This window comes from Paenibacillus barengoltzii NBRC 101215, assembly GCF_004000745.1.
Lineage (GTDB): Bacteria > Bacillota > Bacilli > Paenibacillales > Paenibacillaceae > Fontibacillus > Fontibacillus barengoltzii.
Genome location: NZ_BILV01000006.1, coordinates 37,401 through 59,282, shown reverse-complemented (window position 1 = coordinate 59,282; position 21,882 = coordinate 37,401). Strand labels below are relative to the sequence as shown.

The following is a 21,882-nucleotide window of genomic DNA, read 5'->3' as shown; positions in this document are numbered from 1 at the left end:
TCCTGCAGTTCTTAAGTTGTTGTTCCGCCTGTGACTCTAATGCCGCTAATTTAGTTACTCCGCGAGTTCCCTATTCTCAACGATTGACGTTGCCGTCGCGCAAGTTACTTTTAATGTTTATAGTTACTCCTAACTGCTTCAAATCCCACCGAGCAACGCGCACAGTTTCGGCTAACGCTTGCCACAGCGCTTATTGGGGCCAAAAACGGGGGATTTTATTTCTAACGCTTGCCAGTGAGCTTATTTGCGCCAAAAGGCCTTGTTTCGAAGGGGAAACGAGCAAATAAGCTCTCTCATAAGCGTTAGATTTTCATCGCCCCCGTTTTTGGCCCAATAGCGTTGCTGGCAAGCGTTAGACCGCTGATTCGCCATTGCGCCCTAGCTGCGCTAGGAGATGTCTTCGCCTTCGTCTTCATCCTCAAACAACGTACGAAGGACACTGTTCCGGTTTTCGAGGAAACGGCGCGTAATTTGGTAGTGATCCGTATCCTCGTAACGTATCTGCTCCAGCTGATCGCCATCAAAACTTAAGATGTCCGCGTCCGGATACCCCATCAGAATCGGTGAATGCGTGGCGATAATGAACTGGGCGCGATCCGATAAGTCATGGATAATCCGCATCAAGGACAACTGCCGGGCTGGAGACAGGGCCGCCTCCGGTTCGTCCAGCAGATAAATGCCCCGGCTGCCAAATCGATGCTTGAACAAGCTGAGGAACGACTCGCCATGCGATTGGCTGTGCAAGGACACCCCGCCGTAAGCCCGGGTTGCTGCAACATCATCGATATGCGAGGCAAACGAATAAAACGACTCCGCCCGCAAAAAGAAGCCATTCGTGACCTTCGGGTTCCAGGAGAGACGAAGGTAGTCTCCAAGCGCAGATTCCGATCGATCTACCTCGTAGACGTTGTTTCTCCCACCGCCAGCCGGATTAAACCCGCATTGGTAGGCGATCCCCTCCAGCAACGTGGATTTTCCCGAACCGTTCTCCCCAACAAAAAAGGTAACTGGACGGCGGAGATACAGCTTGTTCATCTTTCGAACTAACGGGAGCGAGAAAGGGTATGCGTGGAAGGAGGGCATCTTCTCTTTAAGCAGCGTGATCTCTCGTAAATACACCCTCTTACACCCCCTCTCATTTTGAGAATGAATCAAGCTCCTTATAAATAAAATAGTCGAAATCGGCAGGCTTGCGCATCCCGCTTAGATCCTGGGCGCAGACGCCAATAAAGGTGCCGGTGAAGCGCAATCTCTCCGCCGGATCGTCGGACATGTGGCTTACGTCAACGGCTTCGCCGACTGCATGCCAGGTCTCCCCGTCCAGGCTGTAGTAGAAGCTTGCCAGCTCGCGTTCGATAACGACCCGCAGCCAGCAGCGCGAAGCCCCTTCAATCGAGATATCTTCCGCAAGCAGTTCGTCGTAGACGCCGTATTTGGTCTGGATCAAATTCAGACTCTTGCCCTTCGTCTCATCTCGGGAGATCCGCAAATACACATGATCGTTCGTGTCGTAGAACACGGTCAGACCGGCCATCTGCTGGAACGTCTCCGGCTCGAACTCCACCACCGTCTCCGCCAGGCAATGGAACGATTGCTGCCGCCGCGCCACCAGGCTCTGCCGGAACAGCGAGTTCATCGATTCACGACCATACAAGCGCAGGAAGCCAGGACGTTCCCGCAATGTCAGCCAATCCTCCGTCGCTGGAACACGCAGCGTGCTCCAATGTACCCCCAGCGTCTCCGCCTCGAAATCGTCCCGTTCCGCCTCCGGTTCAAACGGGTGCGGCGGCAAGGCGGGAGCAGGCACCTTCACTTGCGGCTCATTCCCACCGGTTTCCAACCGGAACCAACCATCTTCGGTCCAGACCCCGCGCTGGATCGCCGTTTCTCGGCCAAGCGTGCAATAGATGTCCTTCGTCGGCCGCCCGGTCAGATGCACCATGTACCATTCCCCTGTCTGGGTCTCGACCAGCGAGGCATGTCCCGCCTTTTGCAGCTCCAAATGCGGTTTACCCGCCGAGGTGAGAATCGGATTGGTGGGGTCCACTTCATACGGTCCGTCAATCGTTCGAGATCGGGCCATCGTGACCGCATGTTCGTAATGCGTGCCGCCTTCCGCGGTCAGCAGGTAGTAGTAGCCATTTCTTTTATACAAATGCGGGCCTTCGGTTACTCTAAGGTCAGTGCCTAGGAAAATATTTTTCACCGGTCCCACCAGCTTCTGTTGCTTCGGATCGTATTCTTGAAGCACGATGCCAGCAAAGTGATTCTTCCCTTTCCGGTGATCCCACAGCATGTTTACCAGCCACTTGCGCCCGTCATCATCATGGAATAACGAAGGGTCGAAGCCGCTGCTGTTCAGATAGATCGGATCCGACCAAGGGCCGCGGATATCCGGAGCAGTAACGAGATAGTTGGGCGTATCCTTGAACGCGCCGTGGCGGCTTTTGACATCAGTGTAAATCAGGTAGAACAGCCCGTTATCATAGCTGAGGCAAGGGGCCCATATCCCGCAAGAGCCGGGGTTGCCCAGCATATCTAGCTGCGACACCCTCGTCAGCGGGTGGCCGATCAGCTGCCAGTGCACGAGATCTCGGGAATGATGAATTTGCACGCCCGGGAACCATTCGAAGGTAGAGGTCGCGATGTAGTAGTCATCCCCAACTCGCAAGATTGAAGGATCAGGGTTAAAGCCGCGTAAAATCGGATTCGTGATCATTGGACGTTCGCTCATAAGTTCCTCCTATAAAAACTGTTATCGAATTGGTTATTGTTTTTTCGCTCAACACTTCAAATTTCGATTATAATAGAAATTAGGCTTTTGTATCTCAATTCCTGCCTAAGGAGGCTAGATTTTATGCCTGATTCAAGTAAGACTAACGATTCATCCCATCGTTTATCCCATATTCCGGTCTCGATTCTCGACCTTGCGCCGATTACCGCCGGCAGCACGGCGGCCGAATCGCTGCGCAATTCGCTGGACCTGGCCCAGCATGCCGAGAACTGGGGCTATCACCGCTATTGGCTCGCAGAGCATCACGGCATGCCCGGCATTGCCAGCTCGGCGACCTCCGTCGTGATCGGACACATCGCCGGCGGTACGAAGAAGATCCGCGTTGGATCCGGCGGTATCATGCTGCCAAACCATGCGCCGCTTGTTATCGCGGAGCAGTTTGGCACGCTCGAGTCGCTGTACCCGGGGCGGATCGATCTCGGCCTGGGTCGGGCGCCCGGCTCCGACCCGCTGACTTCGCACGCGCTGCGCCGCGGGCCGGGCAGTGACGGGCAGGATTTTCCAGAGCGGCTCGCAGAGCTGCGGAATTATTTCCAGCCCGTCTCCGGTTCCTCGATGCGCGTGCGCGCCATTCCCGGCGAAGGCTTACACATCCCGATCTGGCTGCTCGGCTCCAGCGGCTTCAGCGCGCAGCTGTCCGCCCAGCTCGGTCTGCCGTTCGCCTTCGCCAGCCATTTCGCGCCGGATTACTTGCTCCCGGCGCTCAATTTATACCGCACGCACTTCCATCCGTCAGCGGAGCTGGCGAAGCCTTATGCGATGATCGGCGTGAACGTGATCGTCGCCGATACCGATGCGGAGGCCCGCCGCTTGGCGACCTCCCAGCACCAGCAGTTCTTGAACCTGATCCGCCGGCGAACCTCACAGCTTAGCCCGCCGGTGGATCATCTCGATTGGACGCCGCAGGAGCAAGCCGTGGTTGAACGCCAGCTCAGCTATTCGGCGATCGGCTCACCCGAGACAGTGCGAAACCGGCTGGAGCACCTGCTGGCCGAGACCGAAGCCGACGAAATCATCGTCGCTGCCCAGATCTACGACCACAAGGCCCGCTTGCGCTCTTACGAGCTGTTGTCCGGGTTGTTCGGAGGACAACGCTCCTTGTAATCCGAAGGGCTGCAGCCCGTGTACTCCTTAAACACTTTGGAGAAATAGTGCTGATCGCTGAATGACAAAGCATCAGACACCTCTTTAATTCGCATTTCCGGCTTGCAGGCAATCAGCCTGCAGGCCTCTTTGATTTTGAGGCCAGTATAATATTGCACGAAGGTGCTTTGGGCATACCTCTTCATGACTCGGCTGACATACGAGGGGCTGACGTGAAATTTCTGCGCCACATCGGCGAGCGAAAGATACGAGTACAGATTGAGCCTGACGTATTCCTCAATCTGCCGAAACAGCTCCTCACCGCTTTTTCGGTTCTGCGCCTGCAGCCATTCGAAGGATTGCTTCGTCCATTCCAACAAGTTCTCGCCAAACCTCTCAAAACAATCTGCATCAAGCAAACGACGTGAAGAAGTCTCGAGCTCCAGCCGATGTCCGGTCTCCTGATCGCCTCCCGCTTGTGAGAAAGCATCGGTCAAGAGTGCAACAAATCGTTCCAGCTCCGCAAACCGAATGTTGTCGCTCGACCATTTGACCAGCTGCTCGTTCAGCTTTAACAAGAACTGCTCCTTCCTCCGCCCCACGATAAGCTCAGTAAAGGCTGCGGCAGTTGCCCGATCCAGCTCAGAACCCTCCAGATGACCCAACGCATGGGGAATCTCTGTGTCTACCACGATGCCTTGATGAACCGGCTGCCGTTCGTCCAAAATGCCCGACATGCGGTGATACAGTTCAGGCAGGCGATCCGGGTCGCCGGACTGCAGCTGTCCGCCAATCGTTGCCGCGAGCCCCGCCGCCTCCAGCGTTTTGCGGACAGACTCCAGGCATTGATACACCGAGGAATAGGCGTCCGCCGCCGTTTTTTGCACCATAGCAAGAAATTGACCAGGCACCTGCGTCGGAAACACCCAGCAGAGCTGCGGAGCAAACATAGCATCCAGTCTGCGCTGAAGCTCCTCCGCATTCCAGAGCTCCCGCCCGCCGGCAAACGGCTGCCTCCGGATGAGGATCAAGAGCTTGCCGTAATAGCGGAATTGATCCCCGAGCTGCAAATCCGCATAAACCTCCGGAGCTACAATCTCCTGAAACAGCTCCGCTTCACTGGGGACCCGGCTGTGGAGACGCTCCAGCGCCCTTTCCATCACTTCCAACAACTGCTTGCGTTCGACGGGCTTAAGCAAATAGTCAAATACCTGCAAATTAATCGCCTTGCGCGTGTATTCGAAATCGTTGTATCCGCTGATCAAAATAAATAACAACTGCGGGCGGATCTGCTTCGCCTCTTCGATAAACGCGAGGCCGTCCAGCTTAGGCATGCGAATATCGGTCAACACCAGGTCTACCGGCTGCTGCCGGATGAGCTCCAACGCTTCCTCCCCGTTGGCGGCTGTAGCCGTCACCTGAAACGGGAGCTCCAGTGAACCTAGCAGCGTTCGTATATTGCGCAAGATCGGCTTGCTGTCTTCCACAATCATGACGTTGTACATGCTGTGCCCTCCTCGTTCAGTAGAAGTCCTTGGTGAGCGATCCGATGATCTGGACCGTGGCGCCCTTTTCCCCATCTGCATGGTTAAACAGATTGAAGAACAGCCGGTTCTGGTACATTAACTTCAGTCGGCCGACGCTGTTCACAATGCCCATGTTGCCGATCGAGGCGGGTCGTTCGTTCCCCTCTCCGGCAACAGCTTCGCTCTTCCGCAGGTTATCCATGATTTCATCGATCTTCCCGGGCGGGAACCCGTCTCCGTTATCCTTAATCTCCACGGCCCACAGCCCGTTGAACTGCTTCACCGTAATCTCGATCCGCCAGGGAGGGTCACAGTGAATGAACGCATGCTCGATACAGTTCTCCACGAAAGGCTGAAGCACCAACCGCGGCAACTGCACGTTCCGCGCCGATTCGTCCGCATGGATCTCCCATTCGAGATCGTCTTCGTATTTTTGTTGAACAAGCGACAAGTAGTGCCGGGTATGCTCGAGTTCGTCGGCTAAGGTGACGTGCACGTAAGGAGAGGATACGATGTAGCGTAAGCTGTCCGACAAATGCTTGCACATATCGGTGACGACGTCGGTCTTCCCCTCCTGGGCCGCGATGCTGATCAAATACAGTACGTTATGAATGAAATGCGGTGCAATTTGGGCCTGGAGCGCAGAGTTGCGCGCCTTGACCTCCTCATGCAGGGCGATCTTCTCCCGTTCAATCGATGCTTGCAGCCGTTCCATCAGATCCTGAAAAGCCTCGTTTAATAGAATTAAATCGTTATTTTGCGTAGGGTTGTCCCATTTGAGATTCATATTGCTATAGCTGATCCGCCAAATCTGGCTGCGCAGCTTCCGGATCGGCAACAGCAGACTACGCGAAGAAAAATAAATATACACAAAAGATAACAGCATCAACGCCGTAATCAGCAAAATGGACAAATACTTGACCGAGTTGACGGGTCCCAGTACGTCTTGCTTCGGCGTCACTAGATAGGTTGTCCACCCGGTGCTTTCCGACCTGGCGTAAGCCACATAGTTCCCGTGATCGTCTACATGCACACCGTCAACTGAATGTGGCGTTGTTAACTCGGCATGCTCCTTCGGGATATCTCCAACCACCGGCTGGCCACTCTGGTCCAGGATGTACACCTGACCGCTGCCCACGCCTTGCGTGATCCTTTGCAAGTATGCATTATCCAACAAGATGCTCAGGTATCCGAATACCGTCCCGTTCTGATTATTGATCGATCGAATAAACGAAACGGCCCCTCCCTGACGTTCCAGAACATAACCGCTGCCGCTCCAGCTTCCGTCGATGAGACTCTTTTTCAGATAACCTTCGATCGAAGCCGCATCCCCTTGTAAACCAATATAGGACACGATTTTGCGTCCGGCCTTATCGTAAATCACCATGTCCTTAATATTCATTCTGGGGCCGATCGCCTGGAACATCAGATCCTTCAGCCTGCGGCTTTGATTCAGCCGTTCGAGGTTAGCGTCGGTTTGATAACCCCGCTCCAGAATCGTAAAGACATCCTTGCTGGACAAAATCCGCTGCGACATTTGGTTTTGACTGTCCACATAATCGTCGAGCTGCTGGCTCACCTTGGTCACTGCGGCCAGCTTGGCCTCCACCGTTTTCTCTTTCAACGGTTTGATGACGACCAGATTGACGTAGACGATAAAGCAACCCAATATAAACAGAAGCAGAGCTACAAAGGTTAGAAAGACTTTATTCTGCAAGCTCAGCTGGCTTCTGCGGAGGAAGAAAGGTTTCATGACGTTGGCTTGGGCCCCCTTTGGCTATCGCCATGTTGCATTAGGATGGTTTAACTGTACCACTTCGCCTCACGTCATGACAACGGTTACAAGTTCACAATTTTACACCTCATCTGTCACCCTCAGACATGTACCTGACACGCCTGGAAATCTATAATCAAGTTGCAAGCGCATTCAAAGACATATCAAACAAAGGGGGATTCGCCTTGAATCACGCACTTAAAAGAACGACTACCGCAGTCATCGCCGGTTTGCTAGCCTTATCGCTCGCAGCCTGCGGATCCGGAGGCGCCAAGTCCAACAACACCGCCCAAGACGGCAACAACAGCGGCGGCGCCAAGGGCGACAAAGTCACCATTGAGTTAGCGATCTCCAAAAGCTCGCAGGACTCCGCCTTCATCCAACAAGATATCCTCGACGAATTTGAGAAGCAGACGAACATCAAAGTCAATTTGCAGCTGATTCCAGCCGAGCAAACGACAACCGTCTTACAGACGAAGTTGGCCGTTGAAGAAACGCCGGACATCATTCAATACAATCTGGCCAGCGCAACCACGGACCTGAATCTGGAACGCAACTTTGAAATTCTGGATGACGAGCCTTGGGCCAGCCGGATTTTGAACAAAGACGTCCTGTCCGCATACGGGCACATCTACAGCTTCCATGTCAGCCAAGACACCGGGATGCAAGGCGTGGTCTATAACAAAGACATCTTTGACGAACTGGGTCTGTCCATTCCTAAGAACTTTGAAGAATTCCTGGCTGTCTGCGAGAAGATCAAAGCCAGCGGTGTCACTCCAGTATTTATGCCGTACAAGGACAACTGGGCCGCGAACATTTGGCCGGCCGCTGCGTTTGCCAACTTCGTAGCCAAGAGCGATCCGACCTTCTTCGACGATCTGAACAGCAATAAGAAAAAATGGTCCGACATCCCGGAATTCCAAACGTTCCTGCAGCAGCAGTATGACGTGTATAAGCAAGGCTACACCAACGCCGACGTCCTGAGTGACAGCTACGATATGGCGGTGGGGAAATTCCTGAACAAGGAAGTCGCCATGATGTTCATGGGAGACTGGCTGATCGAAGGCGTGCTGAAGCAGGATCCGAACATGCGCCTCGGCGTCTTCCCGATCCCTTCCGAGGAAGATGCCAGCCTGGGTGCCAGCCCGCTGGGCGGCCAGCTGTTCATTCCGAAGAAAGCGAAGCACTTGGCGGAAGCCAAAGAGTTCCTGAACTTCTTAGGCTCGAAAGAAATCGCCCAGAAAATCGTTGACTCCAAAGGGTACGTATCCAACCTGAATGACGTTACGACGCCGGAATTGCCGGACTACAAGCAAGAAATCGTCGATAACTACATCACGCCGAAGAAAACCGTCTTGACTACCGACGCCTACATGCTGGTTGACCGCAGCGAGCTGTACCGGCTGCTCCAAGACCAATTCGCCGGCGGCCTAACCCCGGAAGAGGTTCTGAAGGCTTGGGACGAGAAGTTCAGCCAACTGATGGCAGATAAAGAAATCCCCGGTTTCTAAATCGGAAGAATGGCAGGCAGCATAAGTCCCGTCCGGGGGTTATGCTGCCCCAGTCTATAGTGGGGTGGAAAACATGAAATCAAAAGCATCGGTCAAAAATCTATATTCCTATTATCTCGTATTACCGGCGTTACTCATTTACACGATCTTTTTTGTCATCCCGGCGTTTACGGGCTTTTATTATTCCTTTACCGATTGGCGGCTGGATCGCCTGACGATCAAATTCATCGGATGGGAGAACTTCCATAAGATCTTCTCCGATAAAACACTGCTCCTCGCGCTCAAAAACACCCTAATCTTCGCCGTCGTCACCGTGGTTGGGAAGAACCTGATCGGGATCGTCCTTGCGGTGGCTCTAAATATGCGGCTCAAGACGCGGAACTTGCTGCGGGCGATTTTTTATTCCCCGTCCATTCTGAGCATCCTGGTTATCGGGATCGTGTTTACTCCAATCTTGCGCACGGAAGGCGCGATCAACCGGATGTTCGATGCGGTGGGGTTGCACGCATTAAGCCAGGCTTGGCTCACCAATCCGCATATCGTCATCTGGACCATCGCCGTGATCTCGATCTGGCAGCATGCCGGTTTTCAAATGGCGATTTATTTGGCCGGATTGCAATCCATTTCCCAGGAGTACTACGAAGCGGCAACCATCGACGGGGCCGGATCCTGGAAAAAGTTCACGAATATCACGCTGCCGCTCCTGCTGCCAGCGATTAATATCAACCTGATGCTCACCCTCATCGGCGGGCTGAAGGTCTTCTCGGAGGTCTTCGTCCTGACCGGCGGGGGCCCGGGCAATGCTTCACAGGTCGTCGGCACGATCATCTTACGGTCCTTCGGCGAAGGAAGCTGGGGGCTGGGGACAGCCATCAATACACTGTTGTTCGTGGCAGTTACGATCATTGCCATCCCGCTGCTCATCTTCATGCGGCGTAAGGAGGTCACCGAATAATGGGATTTACACGCAAACTCGCCATTCGTAACTATATTGTCGAAGGCCTTCTGCTGCTGGCTTCATTGCTGATTCTTTTGCCGGTGTTAATCATGATCTTCGGTTCTTTTAAGACGAGCGCCGAAGTACTGGATTTCTCGATCAAACTGCCCGAAAAGTGGATGTTCTCCAACTACGTGCGCGTCTTTGAAGAAGGCGGGCTCGCCCGGTCGTTCTGGAACAGCGTGTTGATTACCGGTGTATCTTCGATCATCAACATCGTGGCTTCTTCGGCGGCCTCCTTTATTCTGGCGCGTCGCGAGACGAAACTCGCCAATACGCTGTACATGTTTTTCTTTATGGGCCTGATCGCCCCGATGTCGACAATTACGACCATCCGGATCGTGCAAGCGCTGGGCTTCTACGGCAGCATCACCAGCGTCATTCTGATTTACGCCTCGCTGAACACCGCCTTTAGCGTGTTCCTCTACAGCGGGTTCATCAAGACGATCCCGAAAGCGCTCGACGAGGTGGCGTTCCTGGAAGGGGCCAGCGTGCTCGGCGTATTCTTCCGGATCGTGACGCCGCTGATCCTGCCAGTGAATGCTACCGTTGCGATTATGGTGTTCATGTCGGTGTGGAATGACATCACGATTCCGCTCTACTTCCTGACCGACAGTTCGACCTGGACAATGCCGCTGTCCATTTATAATTTCTACGGCAAATACAGCCGGGAATGGAATCTTATTTTTGCCAACCTCGTGCTGACATCGTTGCCGGTATTTATTCTCTATCTGTTCGGCCAAAAATACATCGTCAGTGGCCTCACCGCCGGCGCGGTGAAGGGCTGATTGCAGCGGATACGCATTTAATGAAGTGAGCCTGGGAGGAATTCCGGGCTCGCTTTTTTGGGGCAAAGGCCGCGTCTGAGTTAAACGAGCCGGCGACTTGGCAACTTGGTGGCTCCCTGCTGTAACGGACCGTAATGACGTTAATCCACGATTTCCCGACGATTTCCCGGTTTAACGGACACTCCAGCCCTTATTTGCCATTTCGCTATGGTACTAGGCAACGATTAGCCCAAATAACGTCTTCTCAGTCCGTTAGAACTCGATTCCCCACGAATCAACGGAACTAAGAGCACTGGAGTCCGTTAGATCAACGGCCCTCAACCCTTCCAGCCGCCGCTCCCGATTCAGCCTTACGCCTCACCCCTCGGCATCCATATCCGGTAGTTCCCGCTCAACGCCAACAGCGCAAACAAATAGAGGCAGTTGTCGTAGTAGCGGCGCTTTCCGGTGCGGACGGGAGTGTTCCAGAACAAATCAACGCAGGCCTTAGCTTGGGGGCCGTCGGCCGCCAGTGAGGCCATCGCGTTGGTTGCCAGCAACCCAACCGGATGCAAAGCCGGTTCCTCAAATGGCTCGCCCGAGATCGTGTAGCGGCGGTAGTCCTCCGGCTCTTTATCAGCGAAAAACGCCTGAATCTTGCCCACCGCCTCCCGTTGCCAAGGATCGGCGGCAAACCATTCCCAATCGAGGCCAAGATTCGCCGCGACTCGATACGCATCGCTGAAGAAGTGGCCGTACCCCCGTTCGTTATTTGGCGTTCCATCATAATATGCATACTCCGGAGCAAGGCCGGTAACCGGGTGGCAAGCCAGGTGCAGATATTGCCGACTCGCCTCAGCCGCTTCCTTCCAGAACGCACGATCCTCCGGATAGGCCCACAGTGCAAACAACTCATAGAAATGAGGAAGATGATAGGAGGGATCGGAAAACTCACAGTTTGGTATAAACTTGATCAGCTTGTTGTCCGGATTCCACATCGGATAACCTGTTCCGTCCTCCCCCTTGTGGAGGCAAGTGCGCAGTAAATCCCGAGCCTGGGTGCTGTAATTGAACGGTGCTTCCCGATCGCCCCAGCGGTGGGATGCAAACAGCAGCGCCAGCGCAAAATACTCCTCGCCATCCGGCGCCGGCCCATTGGATAGACGCTTGCCGTCCGGTGCACAGGACCAGGCGAAGTACCCGGCGTTATCCCCTTCGGTCATATACATATAGGTTACTGTCCATTTCCAGATCCGATCGAACACATCCTGGCGGTCGTATTGAACAGCCATCATCATCCCGTAGGACATCCCCTCCGTTCGTACGTCCAGGTTGCCGGTATCCAGCATATAGCCCATATCTTCGCCGGAAGGGTAATAAATACGCGCCTCTTCGTCTCCTTCAAATAACTGCTTCCATGTCTCATCCAATCGGCGCTGAATCGCCTCTTCCCCGTAACCGTATTCAGCCAGCAGGTTCCGGTACGTTCCTGTGTAGTAAGCCCCTTGATGCTCCTTCATTCCTTCGCCTCCTTCTCGAGTACAGCTGGTCTTATCGTGATTTCAACGTTAAGGTAACACGGTCCCCAGTACATTTCCATGTGCATTTCGCGCTTCTATTTATCCAAATCAATCCATCACGACAAAAATCCGCACAGCCAAGGCCGGATCCACGCCAACCTTCACTGTGCGGTTCAATTAGGACAATAAAGAGATCCGATCGCGGTATCGAGCGATCAATTGCCTGTTTCGCTCATCCGCCCCGTCGATATTTCCACTTAAGAATACAGGAGGCTCATAACCCTGATCGGTCATCATCACGATCGCCTCGGCAAAGATACCGTTCAGAATAACAGCTCCGATCACCGTTGACGTCGGTGCGAACGGTACCGGCACTCCCGGATAGGTCAGCACCGCATCTCCCTTCACCGCATGATTATCAATCACCAAGTCGACGGCATCATATAAATGTTTCCCGCTCACATGCCGAGACGGCTGGCTCTGCGAATACTGGAGCGAGGTGATGCCAATCGTGTAAGCCCCCTTCGCCTTCGCGATTTGGACGACATCCACCGGCACCGGGTTCCTGCCGGAGGTCGATAACACGATCATCACCTCTCCCGGACGAATGTCCTGATTGTGCATAAACGACGCAGCCAGCCCGTTCTGCCGTTCCAGCTCTGAGGAGCGAACGGCACCTTCATGCAGCATCAACGGTTCGACCAAAATGGGATGAATCGGTGCCAGTCCTCCCGCGCGATAGAACACTTCCTCGGTGAGAATGTGGGAGTGTCCGCATCCAAACAAGTGGATCACGCCTCCCTGCATGATCGTTTCCGCCGTCTTCCGAGCCGCCTGTCTAATGCGCTCTGCTTCCCGTTCCTCGATCTGGTCGAGGCTGCGACGGATCTGCTCCACATACTCATGCAGCATCATAGATCACGTCTCCTTCCCGTTTGGCAAACGTTGCTTAGCCCCTTCAATCATAGCGGCCATCGCATTCAAGGCGGCTTCGATGATCTGTTCGCCCTTTTCTTTGGTCGCGAGCTTCGCATCGCCGAGAACCGCGGTGGACGTAAATTCCTCCCAGGGCGTTGGCGTGCAATCCGCTTCCAGCCCAATGTGAGGAATATCCGTTACGGCTTTATCCATATCGACATACTCTCCCGCCAAATAGAGCATGTAGGAGGTCTCCAGCTCACAGGCATGGAAGTAGTATGCGTGGGACGCCGGCGTTTCCCTCACCTGCTCAATCACCTGTTTCGTTCCCGGATAGAAGAAATAGTAGACCTTCAATTCGGGAATGTCCTTATAAAGCAGGCGCGCAGCCTCCTTCAGCGCTACGGCGTTACCGAGATGTCCGTTCAGCATGACATAGATTCGCAGGCCTTGTCGGTATAAACTCTCCCCGATGTCGTACAGCATCCGGATCAGCGCCTCATTGGAGACGTTAATGCTGCCAGGGAAGTTCTGCAGGCTCCACACTTGGCCGTACGGTAACGTGGGGAGCACCAAGCTTTCCGTCCGTTCAGCCAACCGGAGCGCCAGCCGCTCGGCCAGCAGGTTATCCGTGCCAAGCGGCAGGTGGGGGCCATGGGCCTCCACCGCACCGATCGGCAGGATTGCGCAGGGCATGCGCTTGATTTTTTCCGCAATGTCATAGGCATTTTCGTATTGAAAGATCAATCACCACGCCCCCTCATCGCTTGAAGCTAAAGCAGTTCGCCGGATTTTCCACAAAAAATTGATGCACCAGCTGCTGCCCGTCAAATCCCGCCTGTTCCGCTTCGGCCACAAACCGTGGAACCCATTTAGCAATAATGTACTCCAGTCCCAGCCCATAATCGTAATGCTTGTAATACGATTTCCGGGCGGTATCTCCGCTGATGAGGATCTGATTGGCGTAGCCTTTGCGGACGAGCTCGAGGATCAGCCCGATTCGGGTGCTCTCCGGGCCGTACTTGATCTTGCCGATGCCGTCGAAGGAGAGATAAGCCCCGGTCTTGGCAATTTGCTCATGATAATAAGGATCTGGATTGCGATCCATGTGACCCAGGCTGACAAAGTGAAGATCAACCCGCTCGCTGCGAAGCAGCTCAAGTTGTTCCAAGCCCATCGTCCCAACCTCGGTATGGGAGTGGATCGGGGCCTTGGTTTCGTGATGGGCCCTGGCAACCGCCCGCAGCGTTTTCTCCTCCAGCGGCGTAATCCGGTTATACCCCGTCCCGAATTTCACCTGGCCTGCTTTGAAGGGTGTACCTTCTAAGCCTTCCTCAACCTCGCGAATCACGAATTCGGCTAATTCGTTGATGCTCTTCGCTTCAATCCATTCGTAATACGTGTCGTAATTGCCGATGATCGGCTTCAGTTCATCCTTGATCTGGGCATCCCAAAGGAAGCTCTTGTTAAACCCGGCGGTCCCAATAACGCGCACCCCAGTTTCCTTCATGATGTCAACTACCGCCTGCACATCTCGACCGTAATCAATCGCCGTTGCGTCGACGATCGCCTCCCCGCCATGCCGCTTAAAATCAAACACGTCACGTTTGGATTTCTCCGGATCATCCAGCAGCAAATCGTCTTCCCCGCGCTCCGACCAGTAGGCAGGCCGACAGACGAGATGTTCATGCGAATAAGTAAACCCTAGCTGATCTTTGGGGATATCCCCGTCCAGCGTACGTATGAAGCTCATCTCGGCGTCCCCCCAAGCTGATTTGTAACCTTCCGATGGATCACATCCTTAGAACAGGAGCTGCGACAGCAAGCGAATGATCGGTCCGAGGATGAACATATCCGTATCGGCTGCCCACATGGCTGTGTCCGGCACCGTCGTGGAAATCAGATAACGAACCATGATGAATTGGCCCCAAGCCACGATCGTTGCGGTGATGAAACCACCCAACAATGCCCCTCTGACCCCGCCGGTGGAGTTCCCGAATACCCCGGCCGTCGCCCCGTGGAAGAACAACACGATCATCGTTGGGACGAAAATGTACGCCACCGTGTTCCCCAGCACAACCAGCCAGATTAACGCCCCGACGAAGGCGCCAAGGAAACCGAGAATCACCGCATTGGGTGCATATGGATAAACCACCGGGCAATCGAGCGCCGGTTTTGCACCCGGGACGAGCTTGGTCGCAATCCCGTTAAATGCCGGAACGAGCTCCCCGATAAACATCCGGACCCCAAGCAGGACGATGGCAATCCCGCCTGCAAAGGTCAGCGATTGAACGATCGAATAAATAATGAAGTTTTGATCTCCGGACTGAGCCACCAAGTTCTGCGCTTCCGGCGTTCCTTTGAGCATGAGCACAACCGCGCCTACAAAGAACAACAAGCCCATGCACAACGCCGTAATGACGTTAGAATCGCGAAGAAACTCCAGCCCCTTCGGCACCTTGATTTTTTCAGTATCATTCTCTTTGTTCCCTAACCATTTCCCTAAGAGCGCCCCGAGCAGACCGGCTGCTGCCGACGTATGCCCCAGTGCGATATTGTCATTCCCCGTAATTTTGCGCATGAATGGCTGAGTCAGTGCGGGCTGGAAGGTCCAGTAAACCCCCAGGATGATCGCGATGAACAGAATCAGCCCCCACCGTGGAACCGAATCTCCGGCCGTATGAATCACGATTCCGGTAAAAATGGTGGACGTCCAGAACATCATGTGTCCGGTCAAGTAAATGTACTTGAACTTCGTGAACCGAGCCAACAGCACGTTAATCAGAAAACCAAGCAGCATCGCCATCGTCACGGAGCCGCCAAACTGCGCATTAAAGGTCTCCTGACCAAGGAAGTTCGACAGGCTTTCCGACTCCAGCCCGAACACTTCTTTCCACATGGGCTCGAATACGTTCAATGCCCCAACGATGACGCCGGAACCGGCGGAGATGATGAGGAACCCAATCACCGCCTTAAATGTGCCGCTGATCACTTGACTGGTCGATTTCTTTTGCAGCAGTAAACCCAATAAAACGATGAAGCCAAGAAGAATTGCCGGTGTCCCAAAGATGTTGTTGGATATCCAGAATAAAACATCCATTGTCCCTTCCTCCTTCTTTTTACATAGCTTCTTTCAGGTTTTGCCGAATCTCCTCTAAGTCAAAGTAATTGTTGACAATGATGATTTGTGCCGAATGGTCAGGCAGGCTTCGAGCCAGCTCATTGTTCGTAATAATATAATCTGCCGGCATACTTGAGGCCGAAGAGACATCCATATGATCCACCTCAGCCTGGATCCCCATCTCCCTTAGCACCGTTTCCACATTCATGCGTAAAATCAAGCTGGTTCCTTGTCCTAAACCGCAAACGCAGATGATCTTCATGGAGATTCCTCCTGTGTTGGTTATTCTCCCTGCTCGATATTTGAGGATTGGATCAATCCCTCGATATCCTCAGGGGTTCTCGCTGCTTTCAACGCCTCAATATTCGTGGGTTCATTGAGTAAAGTGGTTAATCTGCGTAACAGATCGATATGCTCCGAGCTTGACGAGGAGCCTAGGGCGAACACGAGCTCGACGGGATCATTCTCGGGATGTCCAAAGGCCACGGGCTGCTTCAGCCGGATGAAGGAAACCGAGGCTTCATGAACACCGGATTCCGCTTTGGCATGAGGGATTGCAATGTGCGGAGCGACCACGATATAGGGCCCCTGTTCTTGAAAAGCCGTCAGCATCGCTTCCACGTAGCTGTCCTCAGCCGCCCCGATCTCAACTAATAACTGCCCGGCAGCGCGAATCGCCTCCTGCGCGTCCTTCGCTTCAACATCCAGCGAGATCAGACTTGTATCCAGAAAACGCATCGATAATCCTCCTTAAATATCCGTCAAGCATCAGAATAATGTTGGAATAAATGCATCATTTCGGCTTTGTCGTCCGTGCTCCCCAGAACGTAACGGTTCCTCTCTTCCATCAAGAGATTCGCCAACTCGGTGAGCGCCCTTAAGTGGAACTGTCCATCGATGCCAACCACGACGAATAGCAGATTGACGAGGTGATTCGGCTGATCACTGAAGGGAACTCCATCTCGAATAACTAGCAAGGATATGGAGGCCCGAACCGCCCCGTCCTCGGGCCTGGCATGCGCGATCGCAACCCCCGGCGTGGCAATTATGTAGGGCCCGTATCGATCGATGTAAGCGATCATCGCTTGTACGTAACCGTCAGTTATAGTTCCTTCCTGCAGCAACGGCTGGGCTGCAAGCCGGATTGCTTCACGCCATCCCAAGGCCTGTTCCCGAATCGTAATGCGTGAAGGATTTAACAGATCAGCAAGTGTTGGCTTATTCTCCTTCGATTTAGTCGGCTGGACTTTAGTTGATGACAGATACCGCTGGATATCCCTTAGCAGCGCCTCTCGATCGGGAATGGCGACGTGTTGGCTCACCAAATCCACAATTTCCTGCGCCGCAGGAAAGGCAGAGCTGCCCTCAGCCACCCCCAGATAAGGGTTCACCCGACTTAGCAGATGCGTCTTCTCGGCGTCGCTCATTACCGCGTTCAAGATAAACACCGGAACCTGACAGCCCGACAAGGGAACCGTTGAGAAGATCAGGTCGACGGGATCCGTGAATTTCTCAAATTCTCGCAGGGACAGCACTGCCACTAAATCCAGGGAGGGGAAGAGCTGCTCCAGCTGATTTTTAAGCAGCCTTGAAGCCGAAACTCCGTTTACACAAACGACAGCAGCCCGTTTCCGATGCTCCGTTTTCGCTTGCTCCCTTTTGAGCCAGCCCCCAAAATGCATCGTCAGATAGGCGATCTCATGACGGCCTAGCGGCTTCTCGAATAACCTCTCCAGCGGGGAAGCGGATTTTCGAGTCAGCTCGTACACTTCCCGGTACTCTTCCAGGATTTTGTCCGTCAGCGGGTTATCGATGGTGAGTCCATATTTGATGCGATAAAACATCGATTTGACGTGAAGGAACAGCTGCTTAACCAAAGCCTCCCGGTTCTGAAAATAGACGCAGCCGTTCTTAGCGAACTGGTCGATAACCTCCTCTGTCGCTGCACGCAGTCGCTTCGTCTCCCAAGTATCGGATTCCACCTCGACCCGATTCACTTTGGCCGCCAGCAAATAAATCGCCAAGTACCCGATCTCGTCTTCCGGTACGCGAAGGTCAAACCGTTCCCCAAGCTCATCGGCGATTTGCGTCGCCGCCTTGAACTGGAGCGTTTCGCGTAAGGCCGCCTTCTCTTCTTCCTCCAGCTGTACCGTTCGCCCTTGCTTCATACGGTTGGCGGACAACCAAATGCGCAGGGTCAAATGCAGAATCGTCTCATCTGTCCATTCCATGCCAATCCGCTGCTCGGTGGAGACGATGATCCGGTATACGGAGGCCAGCTCCTCCTCCCGGAACGCTGGGAAGTGGCGCCGGAATAAATCCGTGTGAATGAGGCCGTCAAAGGCAGGAGACGAAGGATTCCAGTCAGCATACGATAGCTGCTCGAACAAGAAGCGAGACAAGACCGCCCGAATGTCTTTCTCATTCCCTTGAATAAAATAGCCTTGTTTTCGGTCGAACTGGATGCTTAGTGCATAATCCTCCAGTTCTTTCTTCAGACGCTTGAGCTCCGCATGGGCGGTTCCCCGGCTTACCTGAAGCAAAGCCTCCATATCATGCAAGAACAGGGGGGTACTCCGGTTGACGAGTCTCAGGCAAAGCAAGGCTTTTCGCTCACCGCTGGATAGATAGTATTGCTGCGGCTGTACGGATTGGGCCATGCTCGGAAGCTGGGATCTCGATGCTTCGGGGAGCAAGAAGCCCCGGCCGCGTACATATTGCACGGGAGCCAGCCCGCCTTGGCGAAGCCAGTGATTGATTTTGTCCATGTCGTAGTAAATCGTCCGCTTGGAGACATGGAAGACATCCATCAATTCTTGCACTGAGAGGTAGCCTGGGGTCTGTTGAACCAGGGCAAGGATCGAAGAACTTCGCTCGTCAAGGATGTTCCACCACCCACTTTCATCGATAGGTACTTCTATCCTATTAAATTGGAATCCAGGGGTATTCCTACCTCAACCGCGCAATTGTTGTATTTTTGAAGTTTGCAAATTTATACGGTAGAAAATATGCGGGTAAATCGATTTTGCCTCTTGCTAACCAGCAGGTTCCATACTACCATACAAGTATGGCAGTTAAATGGATCTGGGAAGAGCACCAAGACAGAGGATGGACATTAGGCAAGATGGAACGAGAACAAATGCTAGAGCTGGGCCCCGGCCCAAAGGAGGTGAATGGATGAGCGACAAATGGCTGACACAGACGGGTTCGGCGGGTAACGTCGTATATGCCAAGCTGAAGGAACAGATCGTCACGCTGGAGCTGCCTCCGGGGACTACACTATCTGAAAAAGAGATGTCGTTAGCCTTTCAGGTGAGCCGCACCCCGGTTCGGGAGAGCTTCGTACGGCTGGCGCAGGAAGGACTGGTAGTGGTCCTGCCGCAGCGCGGTACGCGGGTATCGCTGATCGACCCCGAGCTCGTGGAGGAAGCGCGGTTTATGCGGGAGCAGTTGGAACGCGCCGTGATCCGGCTCGCCTGCGAACAGTTCCCGGAAGCGTTGCTGACCGAGCTGGCCGACAACTTGGCCCGTCAGCAGGACAGCATCCGCCGGCACGACAACCACGCGATGTTTGCGCTGGACGAGGAGTTCCACCGCATTCTATTTGCGGGCTGCCGCAAGCTGGGTACCTGGGACGTCATCCAGCAGATGAACGCCCACCTCAATCGGACGCGAGTGCTTTGGCTGACAACCGATCCGCATTGGGAGAATCTCTACGAGCAGCACCAAGACATGTATGAGGCGATTGTTGCCCGCGACGCCCATCGGGCCGACCTGCTGATGATGGAGCATTTGCAGCTCAGCATCTCCAATTTACCGGTGTTGCAGGAGCGGTATCCGGACTATTTTAAGCAAAGCTAACATCCAGCTCTCCCCCAAATAACCAGATAGGCGGTGAAGGTAAAGTATGCGTATGACATTTCGTTGGTTCGGCGAAGGCAATGACACGGTCACGCTGGATCAGATCAAGCAAATCCCCGGAGTCGAGGGTCTCGTATGGTCGCTGCATGACGTGCCTGCCGGAGAAGAATGGCCGATGGACAAAATCGAAGAGGTGAAGCGGCAAGCTGACCGCTATGGGTTTCACCTCGATGTGGTGGAAAGCGTCAACGTGCATGAGGACATCAAGCTGGGTCTGCCATCGCGTGACCAGTATATCGAAAACTACAAGCGGACGATTGAGAAAGTCGCCAAAGTCGGCGTTAAGGTGATCTGCTACAATTTCATGCCGATCTTTGACTGGCTGCGGACGGATTTACATAAGGCGGGGGTGGACGGTTCGACAGCGTTATTTTATGAGAAAGCCCGCATCCACAATATCGATCCGTTTGAGCTGGTGAAGGTGATCAACCAGAACAGCGCGCTGACGATGCCCGGTTGGGAACCGGAGCGGCTGGAGCACTTGACCTCCCTGTTTGAGGCGTATCGAGGCGTCACGGAGGAGGACTTGTGGCGCAACCTGGAGTATTTCCTGAAGGAAATCGTTCCGGTGGCCGAGCAGCACGGAATCAAAATGGCCATTCATCCGGACGATCCGCCGTGGTCGATCTTTGGGCTTCCGCGCATTATCACGAATCAGGACAATCTGCGCCGCTTCCTGAAGCTCGTCGACAGTCCATCCAATGGCATTACGTTGTGCAGCGGCTCGCTTGGGGCGAATCCGGAGAACGATATCATCGCGATGATCCATGAATTCCATGACCGGATTCCGTTTGTCCATATCCGCAATGTGCGCGTGTTTGATAACGGTGATTTCATGGAAACGTCACACCGGACTCAAGACGGCACCGTCGATATCGCCGGTATTGTGAAAGCGTATTATGACACCGGTTTCACGGGGTATGCCCGTCCCGACCATGGCCGCCACATCTGGGGCGAAGAATGCCGTCCGGGATACGGCCTGTACGACCGAGCGCTTGGCATCATGTATCTGTGGGGCTTATGGGACGCCTATGCCAAGCAGGCCGGTCAGCTAAACTAACCCAAAAGGAGTGAAGCAACCGATGAGCAACTTGCCAGTACATCCTGCATTGGTCGGCAAAACAGCCGTCATTACCGGCGGCGCCGGGGTGCTGTGCCGGGCAATGGCCCGTGAACTAGGGCGTCAGGGGGCGAAAGTGGCGATCTTGAACCGCACGCTCGCCAAGGCCGAAGCCGTAGTGGATCAGATTCGCACCGATGGCGGTGTGGCTGCGGCATTTGCCTACGACGTGACGGATGCCGAGAGCGTCAAGGCAGCGGAGGCCGCAGTACGAGAGCAGTTTGGCCCGTGCGACATCCTCGTCAACGGAGCCGGCGGCAACAATGCCAGCGCCAATACAACCAACGAGATTTTTCGGCCGGAAGATGTCGCGAATCCGGAGGTCACCAGCTTTTTTGACCTCAGCATTTCCGGCGTACGCGGCGTCCTGGATTTAAACTTCATGGGGACGTTGATCCCGACGCAAATTTTCGCTAAAGAAATGATTGGGCGTCCCGGCGCGACGATTATCAACATCTCCTCCATGAGCTCGTACAGCCCGATGACGAAGGTTCCTGCCTACAGTGCGGCCAAAGCGGCGATCAACAACCTGACGCAGTGGCTGGCCGTGCATCTGGCGGAGTCCGGGATTCGCGTGAACTCGATTGCCCCGGGATTTTTCCTGACTGAGCAGAATCGCAGCTTACTGACGAACCCGGACGGATCGTTAACGGAGCGCTCGAACAAAATTATCACCCATACCCCGATGCGCCGCTTTGGCGTGCCGGAGGATTTGCTGGGTACGCTATTGTGGCTGGCTGATGCGGAGACGTCTGGCTTTGTGACCGGTACGGTGATTCCCGTCGATGGCGGTTTTATGGCTTACTCGGGGGTTTAAAAGGTCGCGGTAG

Annotated in this window: 19 protein-coding genes; 7 read left to right on the top strand and 12 right to left on the bottom strand. The window is 54.1% G+C overall.

What is annotated here, in order from left to right:
- Positions 1 to 387 precede the first annotated feature (387 nt).
- Positions 388 to 1,119: an AAA family ATPase gene (locus tag PBA01S_RS02450; protein ID WP_028540318.1), complete on the bottom strand. Its 732-nt coding sequence runs from the start codon at positions 1,117 to 1,119 to the stop codon at positions 388 to 390.
- Positions 1,120 to 1,135: 16 nt separating this feature from the next.
- Positions 1,136 to 2,734, bottom strand: a complete 1,599-nt coding sequence (locus PBA01S_RS02445; protein ID WP_028540319.1) for a glycoside hydrolase family 43 protein — start codon at positions 2,732 to 2,734, stop codon at positions 1,136 to 1,138.
- 123 nt (positions 2,735 to 2,857) lie between these two features.
- Between PBA01S_RS02445 and PBA01S_RS02440 the strand changes: the two genes are divergently transcribed.
- Positions 2,858 to 3,898, top strand: a complete 1,041-nt coding sequence (locus PBA01S_RS02440) for an LLM class flavin-dependent oxidoreductase (protein WP_028540320.1) — start codon at positions 2,858 to 2,860, stop codon at positions 3,896 to 3,898.
- Here the strand turns inward: PBA01S_RS02440 and PBA01S_RS02435 are convergent.
- The gene (locus tag PBA01S_RS02435; RefSeq protein WP_127575233.1) at positions 3,853 to 5,382 is read right to left on the bottom strand and encodes a response regulator transcription factor; all 1,530 of its coding nucleotides are present in this window, start codon (positions 5,380 to 5,382) and stop codon (positions 3,853 to 3,855) included. The two genes, PBA01S_RS02440 and PBA01S_RS02435, sit on opposite strands and share 46 nt — an antisense overlap.
- A 16-nt stretch (positions 5,383 to 5,398) precedes the next feature.
- Positions 5,399 to 7,156, bottom strand: coding sequence for a sensor histidine kinase (locus tag PBA01S_RS02430; RefSeq protein ID WP_127575232.1), 1,758 nt, complete (start codon positions 7,154 to 7,156; stop codon positions 5,399 to 5,401).
- Between the two features lie 206 nt (positions 7,157 to 7,362).
- On the opposite strand from PBA01S_RS02430, the gene PBA01S_RS02425 reads away from it, so the two are divergent.
- From PBA01S_RS02425 to PBA01S_RS02415, 3 genes are all read left to right on the top strand, one after another.
- A complete protein-coding gene (locus PBA01S_RS02425; protein WP_028540323.1) occupies positions 7,363 to 8,688 on the top strand; it encodes an ABC transporter substrate-binding protein in 1,326 nt (441 codons plus the stop codon).
- Between the two features lie 73 nt (positions 8,689 to 8,761).
- Positions 8,762 to 9,643, top strand: a complete 882-nt coding sequence (locus PBA01S_RS02420) for a carbohydrate ABC transporter permease (RefSeq protein WP_085169938.1) — start codon at positions 8,762 to 8,764, stop codon at positions 9,641 to 9,643.
- On the top strand, positions 9,643 to 10,473 hold the full coding sequence (locus PBA01S_RS02415) for a carbohydrate ABC transporter permease (RefSeq protein ID WP_127575231.1): 831 nt from the start codon (positions 9,643 to 9,645) through the stop codon (positions 10,471 to 10,473). The genes PBA01S_RS02420 and PBA01S_RS02415 overlap by 1 nt, the downstream gene beginning before the upstream one ends.
- A 350-nt stretch (positions 10,474 to 10,823) precedes the next feature.
- Here PBA01S_RS02415 and PBA01S_RS02410 read toward each other — a convergent pair whose 3' ends face one another.
- From PBA01S_RS02410 to PBA01S_RS02375, 8 genes are all read right to left on the bottom strand, one after another.
- Complete coding sequence (locus PBA01S_RS02410) at positions 10,824 to 11,972, bottom strand: family 8 glycosyl hydrolase (protein WP_127575230.1); 1,149 nt, start codon at positions 11,970 to 11,972, stop codon at positions 10,824 to 10,826.
- 177 nt (positions 11,973 to 12,149) lie between these two features.
- Positions 12,150 to 12,884: an SIS domain-containing protein gene (locus PBA01S_RS02405; protein WP_028540326.1), complete on the bottom strand. Its 735-nt coding sequence runs from the start codon at positions 12,882 to 12,884 to the stop codon at positions 12,150 to 12,152.
- A gap of 6 nt (positions 12,885 to 12,890) precedes the next feature.
- Entirely contained in the window at positions 12,891 to 13,637 is a 747-nt protein-coding gene (locus PBA01S_RS02400) for a creatininase family protein (RefSeq protein ID WP_085169937.1), read from the bottom strand.
- Between the two features lie 13 nt (positions 13,638 to 13,650).
- Positions 13,651 to 14,643 carry a phosphotriesterase family protein gene (locus PBA01S_RS02395; protein WP_085169936.1) on the bottom strand — a complete coding sequence of 331 codons (993 nt, stop codon included), beginning with the start codon at positions 14,641 to 14,643 and terminating at the stop codon, positions 13,651 to 13,653.
- A gap of 48 nt (positions 14,644 to 14,691) precedes the next feature.
- Positions 14,692 to 15,990, bottom strand: a complete 1,299-nt coding sequence (gene ulaA / locus PBA01S_RS02390) for a PTS ascorbate transporter subunit IIC (protein WP_028540329.1) — start codon at positions 15,988 to 15,990, stop codon at positions 14,692 to 14,694.
- 19 nt (positions 15,991 to 16,009) lie between these two features.
- Positions 16,010 to 16,273, bottom strand: a complete 264-nt coding sequence (locus PBA01S_RS02385; RefSeq protein ID WP_009223591.1) for a PTS sugar transporter subunit IIB — start codon at positions 16,271 to 16,273, stop codon at positions 16,010 to 16,012.
- A gap of 20 nt (positions 16,274 to 16,293) precedes the next feature.
- Positions 16,294 to 16,749, bottom strand: coding sequence for a PTS sugar transporter subunit IIA (locus PBA01S_RS02380; protein ID WP_028540330.1), 456 nt, complete (start codon positions 16,747 to 16,749; stop codon positions 16,294 to 16,296).
- Positions 16,750 to 16,772: 23 nt separating this feature from the next.
- On the bottom strand, positions 16,773 to 18,872 hold the full coding sequence (locus PBA01S_RS02375) for a BglG family transcription antiterminator (protein ID WP_255315271.1): 2,100 nt from the start codon (positions 18,870 to 18,872) through the stop codon (positions 16,773 to 16,775).
- 316 nt (positions 18,873 to 19,188) lie between these two features.
- On the opposite strand from PBA01S_RS02375, the gene PBA01S_RS02370 reads away from it, so the two are divergent.
- The 3 genes from PBA01S_RS02370 to PBA01S_RS02360 are packed head-to-tail and all read left to right on the top strand — an operon-like array spanning position 19,189 to position 21,869.
- Positions 19,189 to 19,872, top strand: a complete 684-nt coding sequence (locus PBA01S_RS02370; RefSeq protein ID WP_127575229.1) for a GntR family transcriptional regulator — start codon at positions 19,189 to 19,191, stop codon at positions 19,870 to 19,872.
- 46 nt (positions 19,873 to 19,918) lie between these two features.
- Complete coding sequence (uxuA, locus tag PBA01S_RS02365) at positions 19,919 to 20,992, top strand: mannonate dehydratase (protein WP_127575228.1); 1,074 nt, start codon at positions 19,919 to 19,921, stop codon at positions 20,990 to 20,992.
- 22 nt (positions 20,993 to 21,014) lie between these two features.
- On the top strand, positions 21,015 to 21,869 hold the full coding sequence (locus tag PBA01S_RS02360) for an SDR family oxidoreductase (protein ID WP_127575227.1): 855 nt from the start codon (positions 21,015 to 21,017) through the stop codon (positions 21,867 to 21,869).
- Positions 21,870 to 21,882 lie beyond the last annotated feature (13 nt).